Origin of the sequence: Amycolatopsis sp. NPDC051373, assembly GCF_040689465.1 — a bacterium.
In the GTDB taxonomy this organism is placed as follows: domain Bacteria; phylum Actinomycetota; class Actinomycetes; order Mycobacteriales; family Pseudonocardiaceae; genus Amycolatopsis.
The window spans coordinates 88,785-104,422 of sequence record NZ_JBFBAE010000026.1 but is presented as its reverse complement, the minus strand read 5'-3'; the positions used below and the strand labels follow the sequence as shown (position 1 = coordinate 104,422).

At 70.8% G+C, this 15,638-nt stretch carries 12 protein-coding genes and 1 pseudogene; 5 read left to right on the top strand and 8 right to left on the bottom strand.

The features are described 5' to 3' along the window. Window positions 1-20: 20 nt before the first annotated feature. Together ndk and AB0383_RS37785 are read right to left on the bottom strand one after the other, a co-directional pair. The gene (gene ndk, locus AB0383_RS37790; RefSeq protein ID WP_220242889.1) at window positions 21-431 is read right to left on the bottom strand and encodes a nucleoside-diphosphate kinase; all 411 of its coding nucleotides are present in this window, start codon (window positions 429-431) and stop codon (window positions 21-23) included. 80 nt (window positions 432-511) lie between these two features. Next, window positions 512-2,068: an alkaline phosphatase D family protein gene (locus AB0383_RS37785; RefSeq protein ID WP_366189833.1), complete on the bottom strand. Its 1,557-nt coding sequence runs from the start codon at window positions 2,066-2,068 to the stop codon at window positions 512-514. A 106-nt stretch (window positions 2,069-2,174) separates the two neighbouring features. Between AB0383_RS37785 and AB0383_RS37780 the strand changes: the two genes are divergently transcribed. Continuing rightward, on the top strand, window positions 2,175-2,708 hold the full coding sequence (locus tag AB0383_RS37780; protein WP_364173092.1) for a barstar family protein: 534 nt from the start codon (window positions 2,175-2,177) through the stop codon (window positions 2,706-2,708). A gap of 7 nt (window positions 2,709-2,715) precedes the next feature. Here the strand turns inward: AB0383_RS37780 and AB0383_RS37775 are convergent, their stop codons facing one another. Then, window positions 2,716-3,123, bottom strand: coding sequence for a DUF4233 domain-containing protein (locus AB0383_RS37775; RefSeq protein ID WP_366189832.1), 408 nt, complete (start codon window positions 3,121-3,123; stop codon window positions 2,716-2,718). Then, entirely contained in the window at window positions 3,120-4,772 is a 1,653-nt protein-coding gene (locus AB0383_RS37770) for a folylpolyglutamate synthase/dihydrofolate synthase family protein (protein WP_364173502.1), read from the bottom strand. Before AB0383_RS37770 ends, AB0383_RS37775 begins: the two co-directional genes overlap by 4 nt. Window positions 4,773-5,105: 333 nt before the next feature. On the opposite strand from AB0383_RS37770, the pseudogene AB0383_RS37765 reads away from it, so the two are divergent. Both AB0383_RS37765 and AB0383_RS37760 read left to right on the top strand, forming a co-directional pair. Then, window positions 5,106-5,722 (top strand): annotated as a pseudogene (locus tag AB0383_RS37765) (class I SAM-dependent methyltransferase). Window positions 5,723-5,858: 136 nt separating this feature from the next. Beyond that, complete coding sequence (locus AB0383_RS37760) at window positions 5,859-6,743, top strand: SGNH/GDSL hydrolase family protein (protein ID WP_364173097.1); 885 nt, start codon at window positions 5,859-5,861, stop codon at window positions 6,741-6,743. A 111-nt stretch (window positions 6,744-6,854) separates the two neighbouring features. Here the strand turns inward: AB0383_RS37760 and AB0383_RS37755 are convergent, their stop codons facing one another. Next, complete coding sequence (locus tag AB0383_RS37755) at window positions 6,855-7,787, bottom strand: alpha/beta hydrolase (protein ID WP_366189831.1); 933 nt, start codon at window positions 7,785-7,787, stop codon at window positions 6,855-6,857. Beyond that, entirely contained in the window at window positions 7,784-8,236 is a 453-nt protein-coding gene (locus tag AB0383_RS37750) for an alpha/beta fold hydrolase (protein ID WP_364173102.1), read from the bottom strand. The genes AB0383_RS37755 and AB0383_RS37750 overlap by 4 nt, the downstream gene beginning before the upstream one ends. 108 nt (window positions 8,237-8,344) lie before the next feature. Between AB0383_RS37750 and AB0383_RS37745 the strand changes: the two genes are divergently transcribed. After that, a complete protein-coding gene (locus AB0383_RS37745) occupies window positions 8,345-9,229 on the top strand; it encodes a LysR substrate-binding domain-containing protein (protein WP_366189830.1) in 885 nt (294 codons plus the stop codon). Between the two features lie 55 nt (window positions 9,230-9,284). Here AB0383_RS37745 and AB0383_RS37740 read toward each other — a convergent pair whose 3' ends face one another. Continuing rightward, a complete protein-coding gene (locus tag AB0383_RS37740) occupies window positions 9,285-11,918 on the bottom strand; it encodes a valine--tRNA ligase (protein ID WP_366189829.1) in 2,634 nt (877 codons plus the stop codon). Between the two features lie 60 nt (window positions 11,919-11,978). Between AB0383_RS37740 and AB0383_RS37735 the strand changes: the two genes are divergently transcribed. Beyond that, entirely contained in the window at window positions 11,979-12,314 is a 336-nt protein-coding gene (locus tag AB0383_RS37735; RefSeq protein WP_364173110.1) for a hypothetical protein, read from the top strand. Between the two features lie 87 nt (window positions 12,315-12,401). Here AB0383_RS37735 and AB0383_RS37730 read toward each other — a convergent pair whose 3' ends face one another. Beyond that, window positions 12,402-15,638 carry a cytochrome P450 gene (locus AB0383_RS37730; RefSeq protein ID WP_366189828.1) on the bottom strand — a complete coding sequence of 1,079 codons (3,237 nt, stop codon included), beginning with the start codon at window positions 15,636-15,638 and terminating at the stop codon, window positions 12,402-12,404.

Genomic DNA, 15,638 nt, shown 5'->3' with positions numbered 1-15,638 from the left:
CCCCGGCTTTCAAGCCCGGCTCACAGGTCCGGGAACCACAGCTTCAGCTCACGCTCGGCCGACTCCGGGGAGTCGGAGCCGTGCACCAGGTTGAACTGGGTCTCCAGCGCGAAGTCGCCGCGCAGGGTGCCCGGCGTGGCCTTCTCGACCGGGTCGGTGCCGCCGGCCAGCTGGCGGAACGCGGCGATGGCGCGCGGCCCCTCCACGGCGATCGCGACGAGCGGACCCGACGTGATGAACTCCAGCAGGTCGCCGAAGAACGAACGTTCCTTGTGCTCGGCGTAGTGCTCCTCGGCCAGCGAGCGCTCGACGGTGCGCAGCTCGAGGGCGGCCAGCTTCAGGCCCTTGCGCTCGATGCGCGAGACGACCTCGCCGACGAGGCCGCGCGCGACGCCATCGGGCTTGACGAGGACCAGCGTGCGTTCAGTCACGACGGTGTTTCTCCTTGTGCGGATTCGTGTTATCGGGCGCGAGCCTAGCCGACCCGCGCGTGCGGCCGGTTTCGGCGCCCTCAGCAGCCCTGCGGGTGCAGGGTCTTGGACCACAGGGACTTGCCGGTGGCGTCGCGAAGGTCCACGCGCAGGTCGCCGCTGCCACCGTCGACGTTCAGCTCGCCGAAGTGCTGGAACCCCTGCGCGGGCGAGGAGTTCTGCGTCGTCGGCGCGTGGACGAACACCGCTTCCGGACCGAACGTCGGGTCGAGGGCGCCGGGCCCGAACGCGCCGGCGTTGAGCGGGCCGGACACGAACTCCCAGAACGGGTCGAAGTCCTTGAAGGCCGCGCGGTCGGGCGAGTAGTGGTGCGCGGCGGAGTAGTGGACGTCGGCGGTCAGCCACACGACGTTGCGCACCCGCCGGCGCGAGATCTCGCGCAGCACCCAGGCCAGCTCCGTCTCACGACCGCCGGGCGCGCCCGGCCGGTTGTTGGCGACGGCCTCGATGGCCGCGCCGTCCGGGACCACGAGGCCGATCGGCATGTCCGCCTGCACGATCTTCCACGTCGCGGTGCTGCGGTCCAGCGCGTCGGCGAGCCAGCGGGCCTGCTTGTCGCCGAGGATGTAACCGGGCTTGGTCTGGTCCGCCGTGTTGGCGTTGCGGTAGGTGCGCATGTCGAGCACGAACACCTCGACGCGGCTGCCGTAGCGGAAGCTGCGGTACACCCGCCCGTCGACAACCCGGCGGCTGTCGATGGGGTGCCACTCGTGGAAGGCCTGGTACGCGCGCGGGGCCAGCACGTCGAGGCGTTTCTCGGAGTATTCGGGACGGTCGTTGAGGACTTCGCCGGGGTACCAGTTGTTGAGCACCTCGTGGTCGTCCCACTGGACGTAACTGGGGACCTGCGCGGCGAAGCGCAGGAAGTTCTTGTCGAGGCGGTTGTAGGCGTGCTGGCCGCGGTACTCGTCGAGGGTCTCGGCGACCTTCGCCTTCTCCGGCGTGACGATGTTGTGCCAGGTGCCGCCGTCGCCGGGCAGCGTGACGGTCTCGGTGAGCGGCCCGTCGGCGTAGACCGTGTCGCCGCTGTGCAGGAACAGGTCGGGGCGGCGATCGGCCATGGCGGAGAAGATGGTCATGCCGCCGAACGCGGGGTTGATGCCGTAGTTCTGGCCCGCGACGTCGCCGCTCCACAGGATGCGCGTGTCGTGGCGACCGACGGGCGCCGTGGAGAACCGGCCGGTGACGGGCTCGCTGGAGGTGCGGCCGTCGAGGTCCACAGCCGTGACGCGGTAGTGGTACTCGGTCCCGGGCTGCAGCCCCGCGACGCGCACCTTGCCGGTGCCGCCGGTGTCGGGCGTGGTGATGTCCCCGGGGACTCTGCGAGCGTGCCGGAAGGACTCGTCGCGGGCGATCTCGGCGACCAGTCGCGCCGGCCGGTCGGCCCGCGACCAGATGATGCCGGAACCGGTGGTGACGTCCCCGGACGCGACGCCGTGCGTGAGCACCGGGCGCGCGCGGCGCGCCAACGGCGCGGCGGAGGCGCCCTCGGGCAGGAGCAACGCCCCACCGACGACGGCCGACGCGGCGAAACCGGCCTTGAACAAGGAGCGGCGGGAGTGGGTCGATTCGGTCATGCCGGACGTTCTATCCGGTTCCGACGGCTCTCCGGACAACTCCCGGCGACGCGGTGGTGAACTGGGTCAGCGCTGTGGCGTGCCCGACGGGATAGGGTCGGCGAGGATGGCTGCCTTCGATCCGAGTGCGGAGCTCTCCGCGGAGCTGGATTTCAGGCTGCTCCGGAACACGTGCGTCACGCTGTTCTGGGATCCCGCGATCTTGACGAGCACGATCGCGTGGCTCGGGGAGCATGGCTACCGGACGGTCGAGATCGACGCAGCCCGGTGGACGCGGGAAGCGGACCTCCACCGGGATATCGCCGCGGCGCTGGACTTCCCCGACCACTACGGCAAGAACCTCGACGCTCTCAACGACTGCCTGCGTGACGTCGCCTCGGGTGACTACGGCGCCGACCTCGGGGCGACTGGGTTCGTGCTCGTCTTGCGCCACTATGACAAGTTCGCCACCGCGCAGGCCCGCGCCTCCCATGCCTTGCTGGACATCTACGCGGATCAAGCGCGCGGCGCCCTGCTGATCGGGCACCGGATGATGTGCCTGGTCCAGTCCGATGATCCGCGCCTGAGCTTTCCCACGGTCGGAGCGCTGTCGGTCACGTGGAACGACGCGGAGTGGCTGGACTCGAAACGCGGGCTCTAGCCGAGCCTCAGCTCTTCGGCGACGACTGTTGCTGCTGACTCGGCAACGTCCCCGCCGCCATCCGGCGCGCAACTTCCCGGCGCAGGTACAAAAACCACACGAACGCCGCCAAGAACAGCACCCCGATGATCGCGATCGCCGGCAATACGAACACCATCGCGATCAGCGCGACTTGCAGCACCAGCACCACGGGCACCGCCCAGACGTGCTTGAGCAGCCCGCACAGCACGAGCAGCGCCACGGCGATACCGATGACCGTCCAGCCCGTCGCCGACGTGATGCCGCCGCCGAGTTTGTTCACGACGGGCAAAGCGAGGGCGACCGTGATGGCTTCCATGATCAGCGTGCCCGACAGAACGCCGCGGAAGCCCTTCATCGGGTCCTTGGGTGGCGGGCTGACCGCGGGCTCGCTCATACCGGTTCCTTCCCGAACAGGGTGCGGGCCTCGCCCGCGGTGACGACGGAGCCGGTGACCAGCACGCCACCGCCGGCGAGGGGTTCTTCCGGGTCGTCGGACTGCTCGACGAGGCCGATGGCCGTCTCGACGGCCGTCTCCAGGTCGGGCTCGGCGAGCACGCGGTCCTCGCCGAAGATGGAGATGGCGAGCTCGTTGAGGTCTTCCAGCTCCATCGACCGCGGGGCCGAGTTGCGCGTGACCACGATGTCCGACACCACGGGCTCGAGCGCGTCGAGGATGCCGCGCGCGTCCTTGTCCGCCATCACCGCGACGACCGCGACCAGGCGGCGGAAGGCGAACTCGTCGGTGACGGTGGTGGCCAGTGCCTGCGCGCCCATGGGGTTGTGCGCCGCGTCGAGCAGCACGGTCGGGGCGGCGCGCACGCGCTCCAGCCGGCCCGGGTTCTCGACCTCGGCGAAGGCCTCGCGCACGGCTTCGAGTACGAGCTGACGCTCCTTGCCCGCGCCGAAGAACGCCTCGACGGACGCGAGCGCGAGCGCGGCGTTGGCCGCCTGGTGGGCGCCGTGCAGGGGCAGGAAGATCTCGTCGTACACGCCGCCGAGGCCCTGCAGCTTCAGCAGCTGCCCGCCGACGGCGACCTCGCGCTCCAGCACGCCGAACTCGCTGCCCGCGCGCGCCACCGCGGCGTCGACGTCGACCGCGCGCTTGAGCAGCACGTTGAGCACGTCGGGGTCCTGCTCGGCGATCACGGCGACGGAGCCGGGCTTGATGATCCCGGCCTTCTCGCGCGCCGCGTCGACGGCCGTCGGGCCGAGGTACTCGGTGTGGTCGAGGCCGATGGGGGTGATCACGGCGACGTCGGCGTCGGCGACGTTCGTGGCGTCCCACGCCCCGCCCATGCCCGCCTCGATCACGGCGGCCTCCACGGGCGCGTCGGAGAACGCGGCGAACGCCATGCCGGTGACCACCTCGAACTTGCTCATCGCCACGCCGTCCTCGCTCGCGGCGTCGACCATGTTCACGTACGGCGCGACGTCGCGGAACAGGTCGACGTAGCGCGCGGCCGAGATCGGGTGCCCGTCGAGCGCGATGCGCTCCGTGACGAGCTGCAGGTGCGGGCTCGTGTACCGCCCGACGCGCAGGCCCATGCGGGTCAGCAGCGCGTCGATCATGCGGCTGACCGAGCCCTTGCCGTTGGTCCCGGCGACGTGCAGCACGGGGTAGCCGCGGTTCGGCTCGCCCAGCAACGTGACCAGCGCCTGGATCCGCGCGAGGCTCGGCTCGATCTTCGTCTCGGGCCAGCGCTGGTTCAGCTCCGCCTCGACGGCCATGAGCTCACGGCGGGCCTGGGGACCGTCGGGGTTCTGGGCCGGTTCGTCGACACCCTGGTCGTCGAGCTCGTGCAGCTCCGCGTCTTCGGCACCGAGGAGGTCCGGCACCGGCCCGGTCGCCAGGTTGTCGCCCAGCTGCCCGATGCCGCCGATCCCGCCGCGCGACCCACCGCCGACGGTGTACGCGGCGTCCGGCGCGTCCAGGTCGGGGTCGGTGTCGTCGGACTCGTCGTGCGCCCGCGCTCCCAGCTCGTCGACCCCGGCGAAACTGTCCGGGTCCGCGAGATCGGGCCGACCCTGGCCGGCCTCGTCGATCTCCTCGAACGGCCCCTGGCCGTCCGCCTCACCACGCGGCACGCACACGCTCCCTCGACGACGGGCTTCACCTGACCAGACGAGTCTACGTGCGGTGAGTTGCCGGGCGTCGGGCCCGTGTCGGTAGTGGTGACCTGCGGGTTCGGCCGTCGGCGGGGTCTGCTCGCGACGGGCCGCCCGCCCGCGCAGGACACGACCGCCGCACCGGCCTGCGCCACCCGCAGCCGACGCCCCAGCCCCGGATTCACGAGCAGCGACCCGAGCGGGCGGTCGAGGCCGAGCTCTTCCGCCTGTTCACGGCGCGCGCCCGGCGTTTGCTGGTTAGCTCGGGACATGCCGTTCAACCACAACCACCGCTACCACCCCCTGCTGCTGAGCCTCGTGCCGCCGGAGGCCAAAGGGCGTTGGACGTCGGGTGCGGGCAGGGACGGTTCGCGCGGCGGCTGGCGGCGCGAGGGCTCGACGTGGACGCCGTGGACGTCTCCGAGGAGATGGTGCGGATCGCCGCCGCGCTGGGGTCGCCCGGGCCCGGAAGGGTCGACGCGAGGAAAGGCGACATCGCGAACGACGACCTCGAACAGGACGGCTACGGCTTCATCTCCTGCATCGCCTCCCTCCACCACATGCCGTTCGACACCGTCACGAAGCTCCGCGACGCCTTGCAGCCCGGCGGAGTCCTCGCGGTCCTCGGGCTCGCCCGCCCGAGCACCCCGGCCGACTACGCCGTCGAGCTCGCGTTCGCGCCGGTCAACGTGGCCGCGCGGCTGGTCGTCGCGGCGGGCGAATGGCTGAACGGCGGCCCGGACCCGACGCCGAACGCACCCGTGGAAATGACGTTCCCGACCATGAACCAGCTCAGGTATCAAGCCCGGCAACGCCTCCCCGGCAGCACGATCCGGCGGCTCCCGTTCTGGCGTCACCTCCTGACCTACCGGAAACCGTTGGCCTGACCCGATTCCCGCCGCGTCACACCACTGGCGGGTGAATCCGCGGGGCGTCCACCCGAACGGCGGCAGGCAACCCGCGAAGAGCTGGCTACACGTGAGAAGAGTCCGTGAAGTCGGTTCGGAGAAACGGGGCCTTCGCATGCGTACCACCCGGCTCGTGTTCGCGGCGCTGGCGGCCGCAACAGCCGTCACGACAGTCACCGCCACCGCTGACGCCGCGCCTCGGCCGGAACACTTCCGGGATTACGTCGCGTTGGGCGACTCGTACACCGCGGGGCCGCTGATCCCCTCGCAGCGGCTGGATCCGCTGGGGTGCGCGAGAAGTTCGTCGAACTACCCGTCGATCCTGGCGTCCGCGCTGCGTGTGGGCAGCTACACCGACGTCAGCTGTTCGGGCGCGGACACGTCGAACATGACGGCCGCCCAAAGCGTGCCACTGGGCGTGAACGCGCCGCAGTTTTCCGCGCTGCGCCTGGACACCGACCTCGTGACGCTCGGCATCGGCGGCAACGACTCCGGCGTCTTCGGCACGCTGATCGGCACGTGCCCGGCGCTGCGTTCGACCGACCCGAGCGGCAATCCGTGCGAGCGCCACTTCACCGCCGGGGGCGTGGATTCCATCAAGGCCGCGTTGAAGAACACGCAGCAGAGCATCCAGACGGCGCTGGCCGGCATCCACGCGCGGTCGCCGCGGGCGAAGGTGCTCGCCATCGGGTACCCGCGCATCGCACCGGCGTCGGGCTACTGCCCGAGCGTGCTGCCCTTCGCCGACGGTGACTATGCCTGGCTGTCCAGTGTGGAGGAAGCGCTCAACACCGCGATCGAGAACGCCGTCGAAGCCGACGGCAACGCATCCTATGTGGACACGTTCACGCCGTCGGCCGGCCACGACGCCTGCGCACCCGATGGCGCGGCGTGGATCAACGGCCAGCACACCTTGCTCTTCACAGCCGCCGCCTACCACCCGCTGCCCGAAGGCATGGCGGGCCTCGCCGGGATCATCGACCGGCAGCTCGCCGGCTGACTCCTGACCGCGAACGAGCGGGGGCGGCGGTCACCCGCCGGCCCCCGTCGCCCGTGGACACCCCTCCCTCGGCACCGCAGAGTCTCGCAGCCGTCACACCGGAGTGTCAACTCAGGTTATTCGCTTGCCGAATGACACCAACTGAGATGAAAATCGGCAGGCGAGACCCGCGCCGTCGACGACCGGCGCAGCCAGGACCGGGCCGGCACCCCACCGCCAGTCAAGTGCCGGCCCGGCCCGCCTCGGCCTGGACCTCCTCGGCTTGACGCACGAAGTCCAGGAGCACCTTCGCGAACTCCCCGGCAGCTCACCCGGCGCACCGTGCCCGGCCGGCAGCTCGAGGTGGTTCGCGTGCGGGATCGCCGCCAGCAGTTCCTGCTGCTGCGCCGCCTCGATCAACCGGTCATACGCGCTGGAGAGGACCAACGTCGGCGCCGTGATCGAGCCCAGCACCGGCCGGAGGTCGACGCCGCGGTCGGCCTCAATCTGCCGCGCCGTCCCGGGCTGGATCACCAGCTGCGCCACCAGTTCGTCGTTGGCGTCCGGCGTGGTCGTGGCCCAGTAGCCGGGCCCGAACGCCATCAGCGGCAGCATCCGCGCGAACACCTCGGCGCCGTGGTCGAGCAGCTCGAGCCAGTGGCGGCACTCGGCGTCCTGCCGCGTGTCGGTCTTCGGCCACGCGGCGTGGAGCACGGCGGAACGCACGCGCGCCGGGTGCGTGCCCGCCAGGTGCGCCGCCACCACCGCGCCGAGCGAATGGCCGGCGACGTGGAACGTGGCAAGCCCGGCGTCGTCCGCCGCGGCCAGCGCTTCGGCCGCGAGATCGGCGATCGAGACCGGGCCGCCGTGGTCGACGGTGCCGCCGGAGCCGGAGAAATCGGGCGCGACGACCGTGAACGACTCCCGCGCGAGCTCGACCACCGGCGCCCACTGTTCGTGCGAGGCCGCCGTGCCGTGCAGCAGCAGGAGCCCGGGACCGGAGCCGGTCACGGCGTAGTGGACCTCGGCGGCTCCGCCGGCCAGGGTCACGGGAACCACGGTCACGCCGCCGCCCGCAGACCCGTGAGCACATCGCGCAGCACGGCGGTGAACGCGACGGGGTCCTCCTGGTGCGGCAGGTGCCCGCAGCCGGCGACCACATGCACGCTCGCGCCGGGCGTCAGGGCGGCGCAGGTGCGCGCCACTGCCACCGGGATCTGGACGTCGAGCTCGCCGTGGACGTACGCGATCGGCACGCCCAGCTCCGGCAGCCGCGGGCGCGGGTCCCACGTCGCCGACTCGCCGATGAGCGGGTCGAGGTAGCCGGCCGAGTCGACGATCTGGCGGATCGTCCAGTCGATCAGCGCCGCGCTCGCGCCGGGCGCGTACCAGTTCGGCACCCAGCTCGCGACCAGGCCGGGCCGGTCGGCCAGCAGCGCCGCGGTGACCTCGTGGACCGTGTCGCGCATGCCTTGGTAGTAGAGCCGCGCGCCCCGGACCTCGACGAATGCCATCGGATCTTCCTCTCTCCCGTTCTCCTCCGAGCCAACCGCGACGGCGCGCGGCGACCAACGACCAGTCCGCTCGTAGACTCATCACGAACGCTGATGAATGGGGCCGGGATGGAGCTGCGTCAGCTGAGGTACTTCGTGGTCGTCGCCGAGGAGCTGCACTTCGGGCGCGCGGCCGAGCGCCTCCACATCGTGCAGCCGGCGGCGAGCCAGCAGGTGCGCCGGCTGGAGCGCTCACTCGGCGCGGAGCTGTTCGAGCGGACCACCCGCACCGTCTCGTTGACCGAGGCAGGCGAGCGGTTCCTGCCGCACGCGCGGGCCGTGCTCGCCGCCGCCGAGCGCGCGGCCGACGCCGTGGCCGATTTCCGCGCCGAACGCGCCCGCCTTGTGCTGCTCGGCACCAGCGACGGCCTCGGCGACCGTCTCGACGGGTTCCTCGCCGCGTTCACGCGCCTCGCCCCGGACGCCCAGCTGGAGCTCGTGCACGCCCCCACCCCGGCCCGCCTCCAGCAGATCCGCGACGGCGCCCTCGACGCCGCCTTCCTCCGCGGCGACTGGCCCGCCGACGGCCTGGAATTGACTCCCTTGTGGACGGACGAGGTGCTCGTCGCGCTCCCTTCGACGCACCCCCTGGCTTCTTCGGACACCGTCGACTTCGCCGACCTGGCCCCGCTGCCCCTGCGCTTGAGCTCCCCCGAACGCAACCGCCCGCTCCACGACCTGGTGCTCGCGTCCTGCCGCGAGGCCGGCTTCGAACCGGTGCTGGGCAAGGAGTTCACCAACGCCCAGGACACCCTCGGCACGCTCGGCCTGGGCCGTCCCCAGTGGACGGTCTTCTACCGCGCCCACGCCAACCTGCTGCCCGTACCGGGCGTCGCCTTCCGCTCTCTGCGCAACCCGACCCCGGTGATGCCCACCTACCTCGCCACCTCAGCCGACCGCCGGCTGCGGCCGGAAGTGCTGGCGCTGATCGAGGCGGGTCGCGAACTCGGCTGAAACGCAAAGTGGCGCCCGGTGCGAGAAGCACCGGACGCCACCGTCAAGCCGAACCTCACGAAGCCGGCAACGCCGCCAACCGCGACTCGATGCGCTCGATGTCCGCCGCGGCCGTGGCCCGGCGGGTCTTGATCTTCTCGACGACCTGCTCGGGCGCCTTGGCGATGAAGGACTCGTTGCCCAGCTTGCCCTCGGTCTGCGCGAGCTCCTTCTGCGCCACGCCCAGGTCCTTCTGCAGACGCTTGCGCTCCGCGGCGACGTCGATGGTGCCGGACAGGTCGAGCTCCACCACGGCCACGCCACCGGCGAGGGCGACCTCCAGGGAGGCGCTCGCCGAGAACTCCGCGGAAACCGGCGTCAGGCGCACCAGCGAGCGGATCGCGTCGTCGTGGCCGGAAACGGCGTCGAAGCCCGCGCCGGACAGGCGGGTGGCGACCTTCTGGCCCGGCTTGAGGCCCTGGTCGGCGCGGAAGCGGCGGATCTCGGTGACGAGCTTCTGCACGTCGGCGATCCGGGCGTCCGCCACGGCGTCGGCGTAGCCCGCCGGTGCGGTCGGCCAGGAGGCGATCACCAGAGACTCACCGCCGGTCAGCGCGGTCCACAGCTTCTCGGTGATGAACGGGATGAACGGGTGCAGCAGGCGCAACACCGTGTCCAGCACGTGCCCCAGCACCGAGCGCGTTGCCGAGACGCGCGCGTCATCGCCTTGGTACAGCTGGACCTTCGCGAGCTCCAGGTACCAGTCGCACAGCTCGTTCCACGTGAACTGGTACAGCGCACCCGCGACCTTGGCGAACTGGAAGTCCTCGAACAGGCCGTCCACTTCGGACACCAGCGCGCCGAGGCGGCCGAGGATCCAGCGGTCGGCCTCGGTCAGCTCCGCAGCGGCGGGCAACGGCGCCGAGACCGAAGCCCCGTTCATCATCGCGAACTTGCTGGCGTTCCACAGCTTGGTGCAGAAGTTGCGCGAGCCCGCGGCCCACTCGTCGGCCAGCGCCATGTCCGCGCCCGGGTTCGCACCGCGCGCGAGGGTGAAGCGCGTGGCGTCGGCGCCATAGGCGTCCATCCACTCGAGCGGGTCGATCACGTTCCCACGCGACTTCGACATCTTCTTGCCCTGCGCGTCGCGGATCAGGCCGTGCAGGTACACGTGGTCGAACGGCTGCACGCCGTCCATCTCCTGCACGCCGAACATCATCATGCGCACGACCCAGAAGAACAGGATGTCGTAACCGGTCGAGAGCACGCTGGTCGGATAGAACTTCGCGAGATCCGCGGTAGCTTCCGGCCAGCCCATGGTCGACATCGGCCACAGGCCCGACGAGAACCACGTGTCCAGCACGTCCGGGTCCTGCGTCCAGCCCTCGCCCGACGGCGGCTGCTCGTCCGGGCCCACGCACACGACCTGGTCGTCGGGGCCGTACCAGACCGGGATCCGGTGCCCCCACCACAGCTGGCGCGAGATCGTCCAGTCGTGCATGTTGTCGACCCAGTCGAAGTAGCGCTTCTCCAGCTCTGCCGGGTGGATCTTCGTGCGTCCGTCGCGCACCGCGTCACCCGCGGCGCGCGCCAGCTCCTCGACCTTCACCCACCACTGCAGCGAAAGCCGCGGCTCCACCACGGTGTCGCAGCGCGAGCAGTGGCCGACGGCGTGCACGTACGGCCGCTTCTCAGCCACGATCCGGCCCTGCTCCCGCAGCGCCGCCACGATCGCGGGCCGCGCCTCGAACCGGTCGAGCCCCTCGAACGGGCCCCGCGCCGTGATCTCGGCCCGCTCGTTCATGATCGTGAGCATCGGCAGGTCGTGGCGGCGGCCGATCTCGAAGTCGTTCGGGTCGTGCGCCGGGGTCACCTTCACGGCACCCGTCCCGAACTCCGGGTCCACGTGCTTGTCGGCGACGATCGGGATCTTGCGGCCGGTCAGCGGCAGCTCGACCTCGGTGCCCACCAGGTGCGCGTAGCGCTCGTCGTCCGGGTGCACGGCCACGGCGGTGTCGCCCAGCATCGTCTCGGCGCGGGTCGTGGCCACCACGATGGCGTTGTCACCTTCGCCGTAGCGGATCGACACGAGCTCGCCGTCGTCGTCGCTGTGGTCCACCTCGATGTCCGACAGCGCCGTCTGGCACCGCGGGCACCAGTTGATGATGCGCTCGGCGCGGTAGATGAGCCCGGCGTCGAAGAAGTTCTTGAACACCGTCTGCACGGCCTGCGACAGGCTCTCGTCCATGGTGAAGCGCTCGCGCGACCAGTCGACGCCGTCGCCGAGGCGCTTCATCTGGCCGAGGATCTTGCCGCCGTACTCGGCCTTCCACTCCCAAACGCGCTCCACGAACTTCTCGCGGCCCAGGTCGTGGCGCGAAAGGCCCTCGCCGGCGAGCTGGCGCTCGACCACGTTCTGCGTCGCGATGCCCGCGTGGTCCATGCCCGGCAGCCACAGCACCTCGTAGCCCTGCATACGACGGCGGCGGCTCATCGCGTCCATCAGGGTGTGGTTGAGCGCGTGGCCCATGTGCAGGCTGCCGGTGACGTTCGGCGGCGGCAGTACGATCGAGAACGGCGGCTTCTCCGACGAAGCGTTGGCCGTGAAGTACCCGGCCGCTACCCAGCGGTCGTACATGGGTGCTTCTTCGGCGGCCGGGTCCCAGGCACCCGGAAGGTCGGTTTTCTGCTGCGGAGCGTTCTCGGTCACAATGGACAAGTCTACGAACCCGCTCCGGCGGGGTTGCTCAGGGGGAAAGGCGGTGCACGGATGACGCGACCGGAAGATCCGGACGACCGGATGGAGACGCACCCGGACCTCGTCGATCCGAACTGGCGCAAGCACGCCGAGCTCGACGCTTGGCTGGGTGCCAAGAAGGAGATGAAGAAGCGCCGCAAGCGCGAACGCCGCTCCGGCGTCACCGCGGGCTACGGCTACGGCGCGCGCACTCCCAGCCGCTGGCCAGGTGTCCTCGCGATCGCCGGCCTCGTCCTGCTCCTGGCGGCCGCCGTGATCGTCCACCAGCTCCAGGGCCACGGCGTCAACGAGTTCTGGTTCGCGCTGAGCGTCGGTACCTCCGTGTTCACGGGCACACCACCGGCCTGACCGGGCGGACCCCGAAGTCGCACGGCCGCCGAGCGAGGGCCGCACCAGCTGCGAACGGTCGCTGGTACAGCCCGGGCCGGCCGGCGCTCAGCCGCCGCCCCAGATGTCCTCGACGTAGCGGTTTGCCGCGCGAAGACCGGCGAGCCAGGCCTGCGCATCGGCCTCGCCGGTGCCCGTCTTCTCGGCGAACAGCGTGGTGATGGCCGCTCGGACACCGGGCGCCATCGTGTTCGCGTTGCCGCACACGAACACCGCCGCGCCGTCCTGCAGCAGCCGCCACACTTCGTCGCCCGCTGCCGCGATCTCGTGCTGGACGTACTTGCGCCCGTCGACCGGGGCGCTCGAGAACACGACGTGCAGCTCGGCGACCCCTTGCCGGTCGTATTCGCGCAGCTCGTCGGCGTACAGGAAGTCCTGGTCCGCGTTGCGGCAGCCGAAGAACAGCAACGACTCGGCGATCGGCACGCCCTGCGCGCGCAGCGCCGCCCGCTCCTGCAGGAACCCGCGGAACGGGGCGAGCCCGGTCCCGGCCCCGACCATGATCATCGGGGTGTGCGGGTTGTCCGGCGGCCGGAACTCGATGGTCGGGGGTCGCACGAAGACGAACACCGTGCTGCCGTCGGGACTGCCGGCCAGGTAGTTGGAGCAGATACCCGAGAACGTGGCGTCGAAACCACCGCGCAGGGGGGCGCGCAGCACACCCGTGGTGATGCTGGCCATCTTCGCATCGGTCAGCGGCGACGACGAGATCGAGTAGTAGCGCGGCCGCAGCGGAGGCAGCAGGTCGAGGTAGACGCCGAACGGCACCGCGCAGGCGGGGAACTCCTCGAGCAGGTCCAGCAGCGACCGGCGGGGCGTGAAGACTCGCTCCTGGTAGCGGGCTCGGGACGCCTCGTCGTCCCCGGCCAGCGACTCGAGCTCGGCGCGCTGGGCGGGGTCCTCGGTGCAGCCGGCCAGCACCTCGATGCCGGCCCGGGTGGCCACGTCCTGCAGCTCGACGCAGCTGGCGAGGATGCCGAGCAGCGGCGCGGGCTCGTCGACGGGCAGGTGGGTGTGGTCTCCGCTGTGGGGGATGATCGTCGCGTACATGCCGCCGTCGAGCTCGAAGCGCTGCATCACCCGGCGGATCAGGTCGATGCTGTTGCGGGGCAGCACTCCGAGGTGGTCACCGGCGTGGAAGTCGGCGCCCTCGGGCAACGCGACCTCGATGTGCTTCGTGGACCGCCCGCCGTTGGGCGCGTGCAGCTCGCGATTGACCCGCACCAGGGCCGGCTGCGCCTGGTAGGACATGATCACCGGGTTGTTCAGCTGGCGGTTGACCAGCGTGATCGACAGCCGAGGGCCGGTCGCGGCCGGCTCGGCCGCGCTCTCGGGCAGGCCGGCGCTCGCGGCCACGTCGGCCCAGAGCCCGTGGTGCCAGGTGCGGTACTGGGCGTCGAAATCGCCGTTCGCGTCGCCCTCGCCCCGGGAGTGCAGCCGGGTGGCGCCGTGCGCGGCCAGCTCGCTGTCGATCAGCTTCGGCACCGCTTGGTAGGTGGCCGCCCATTCGGTGTTGCCGCAGCCGAACACGGTGTAGGACAGCCCCGCGGCGGCGTCCTTCGCGGTGCCGGGCCCGCGCAGCCAGGCACAGAACCTGCCGGCGTTGTCCGGCGGTGCGCCGTTGTAGGACGACGTGACGATCACAGCCGTGCCCTGGGCAGGCAGCGCGTCCGTGACGTCGTCGAGCGAGCTGAGGGTCACGGCGTAGCCGCGCTCGGTCCCCTCGCGGGCGAGCCGCGTCGCGAGGCCTTCCGCGGTCCCGAGATTCGAGCCGTAGGCGACCAGCAGCGGGGTCTTGTGCGCGTCCGGCGCGAGCGCGACACGTGCGGCGGGCGCCGCTGACACGGATTTCGCCGGCGCCGCGGGGGCACCGCCGGGCCGGGTCAGCACGAACCCGGGGCGAGGACGCACCTGGATCTGCATCTCGTCGGGCTTGATCGTCAGCGTCGTCTTGGTCTTGAGCTGGTAGTTCAGGTGGTCGATGAAGTCGAAACGCTGCACGAGCATGCCGAGCACGAGCACGGCCTCCTGCAGGGCGAACTGCCGGCCGATACAGGCCCGCTGCCCCGTGCCGAAGGGCTTGTAGACGTCGGGCGACAGGGCCGCGAGCCGTTCGGGGGCCATGTGCTCGGGGTCGAACTCCTCGGCGTTGTCGCCCCACACGCTGCGGTCGCGGTGCAGCATCGGGGTGAGCACGGTCAACGGGACGCCGTGCTCGATCAAGTACCGGTCGCCGATCACGGTCTCCTCGAACGGCGTGCGTGTGAACCCGGGCGCGGTCGGCCACAGCCGCAGCGCTTCGCTGAGCACCTGCCGGACGTAGGTCAGTTTGTGGATCTGCTCGTAGGTGGGTTCGGCGCTGGTGCCGAACACCTCGTCGACCTCGGCGCGGGCGCGGGCCAGCACGTCGGGGTTCTTGAGCAGGTAGTAGATCGCGAAGGACAGCAGGCCGCTCGTGGTCTCGTGGCCGGCGATCAGGAAGGTGATGCACTGGGCCCGGATGTTCTCGTCGGGCAGCCGCTCGCCGGTCTGCTTGTCGACGCCGTTGATCATCTGGCCGAGCAGATCGTCCTTCCTGCCGGCCTCGCCCTCCGCGCGGCGCTCGGCGATGAGCTTGTCGACCAGGTCGTTCATGAACGCCTGGTCCTCCTCCAGCTGCCGCTGCGCGTGGATCCGCAGCCGGGTCTGGATGGGCAGCCTGCGGGCCCGCGCCTGCGACTCGGTGAGCGTGCGGATCATCGCCGCGACGAACGGGTGCCGGGTATCGCGGTAGAAGGAGTTGAAGCGGTAGCCGAACCCGCACAGCGCGATGGTGTCGAGCGTCAGCCGGGTCATGTCGGCCGGCACGTCGACGTCCTCGTCCGGGTTCAGCCGCTCCCACTTGTCGACCAGCTGGCCCGCGATGTCCAGCATCATCGGCACGTAGTCACGCATGGATTGCAGGCTGAAGGGCTTCATCAGGATGTTGTGCGCGCGGTGCCACAGCGGATCGTCCGTCTCGGCCGTGAACAAGCCGGTGGCGGTCGCCGTCTGCCGCACGTTCGCGAGACCGCCGCTGACCACCTTGTCGAAGCGCGAGTCGTCGCAGATCTCCTCGACCAGTGAGGCGCCGGACACGATCAGTCGCGTGCCGCCGGGTGTGGTCAGCCGGAAGATCGGGCCGTACTCCCGGGCCATCCCCATCATGCTTTCGAACGGGCTGTGGGCGTCGATGTCGAAGGCGTTGCCGACGAAGGGCAGCGCCCGCGGGCCGGGGATTTCGTCGATGGGGGTCTTGGTGGACAT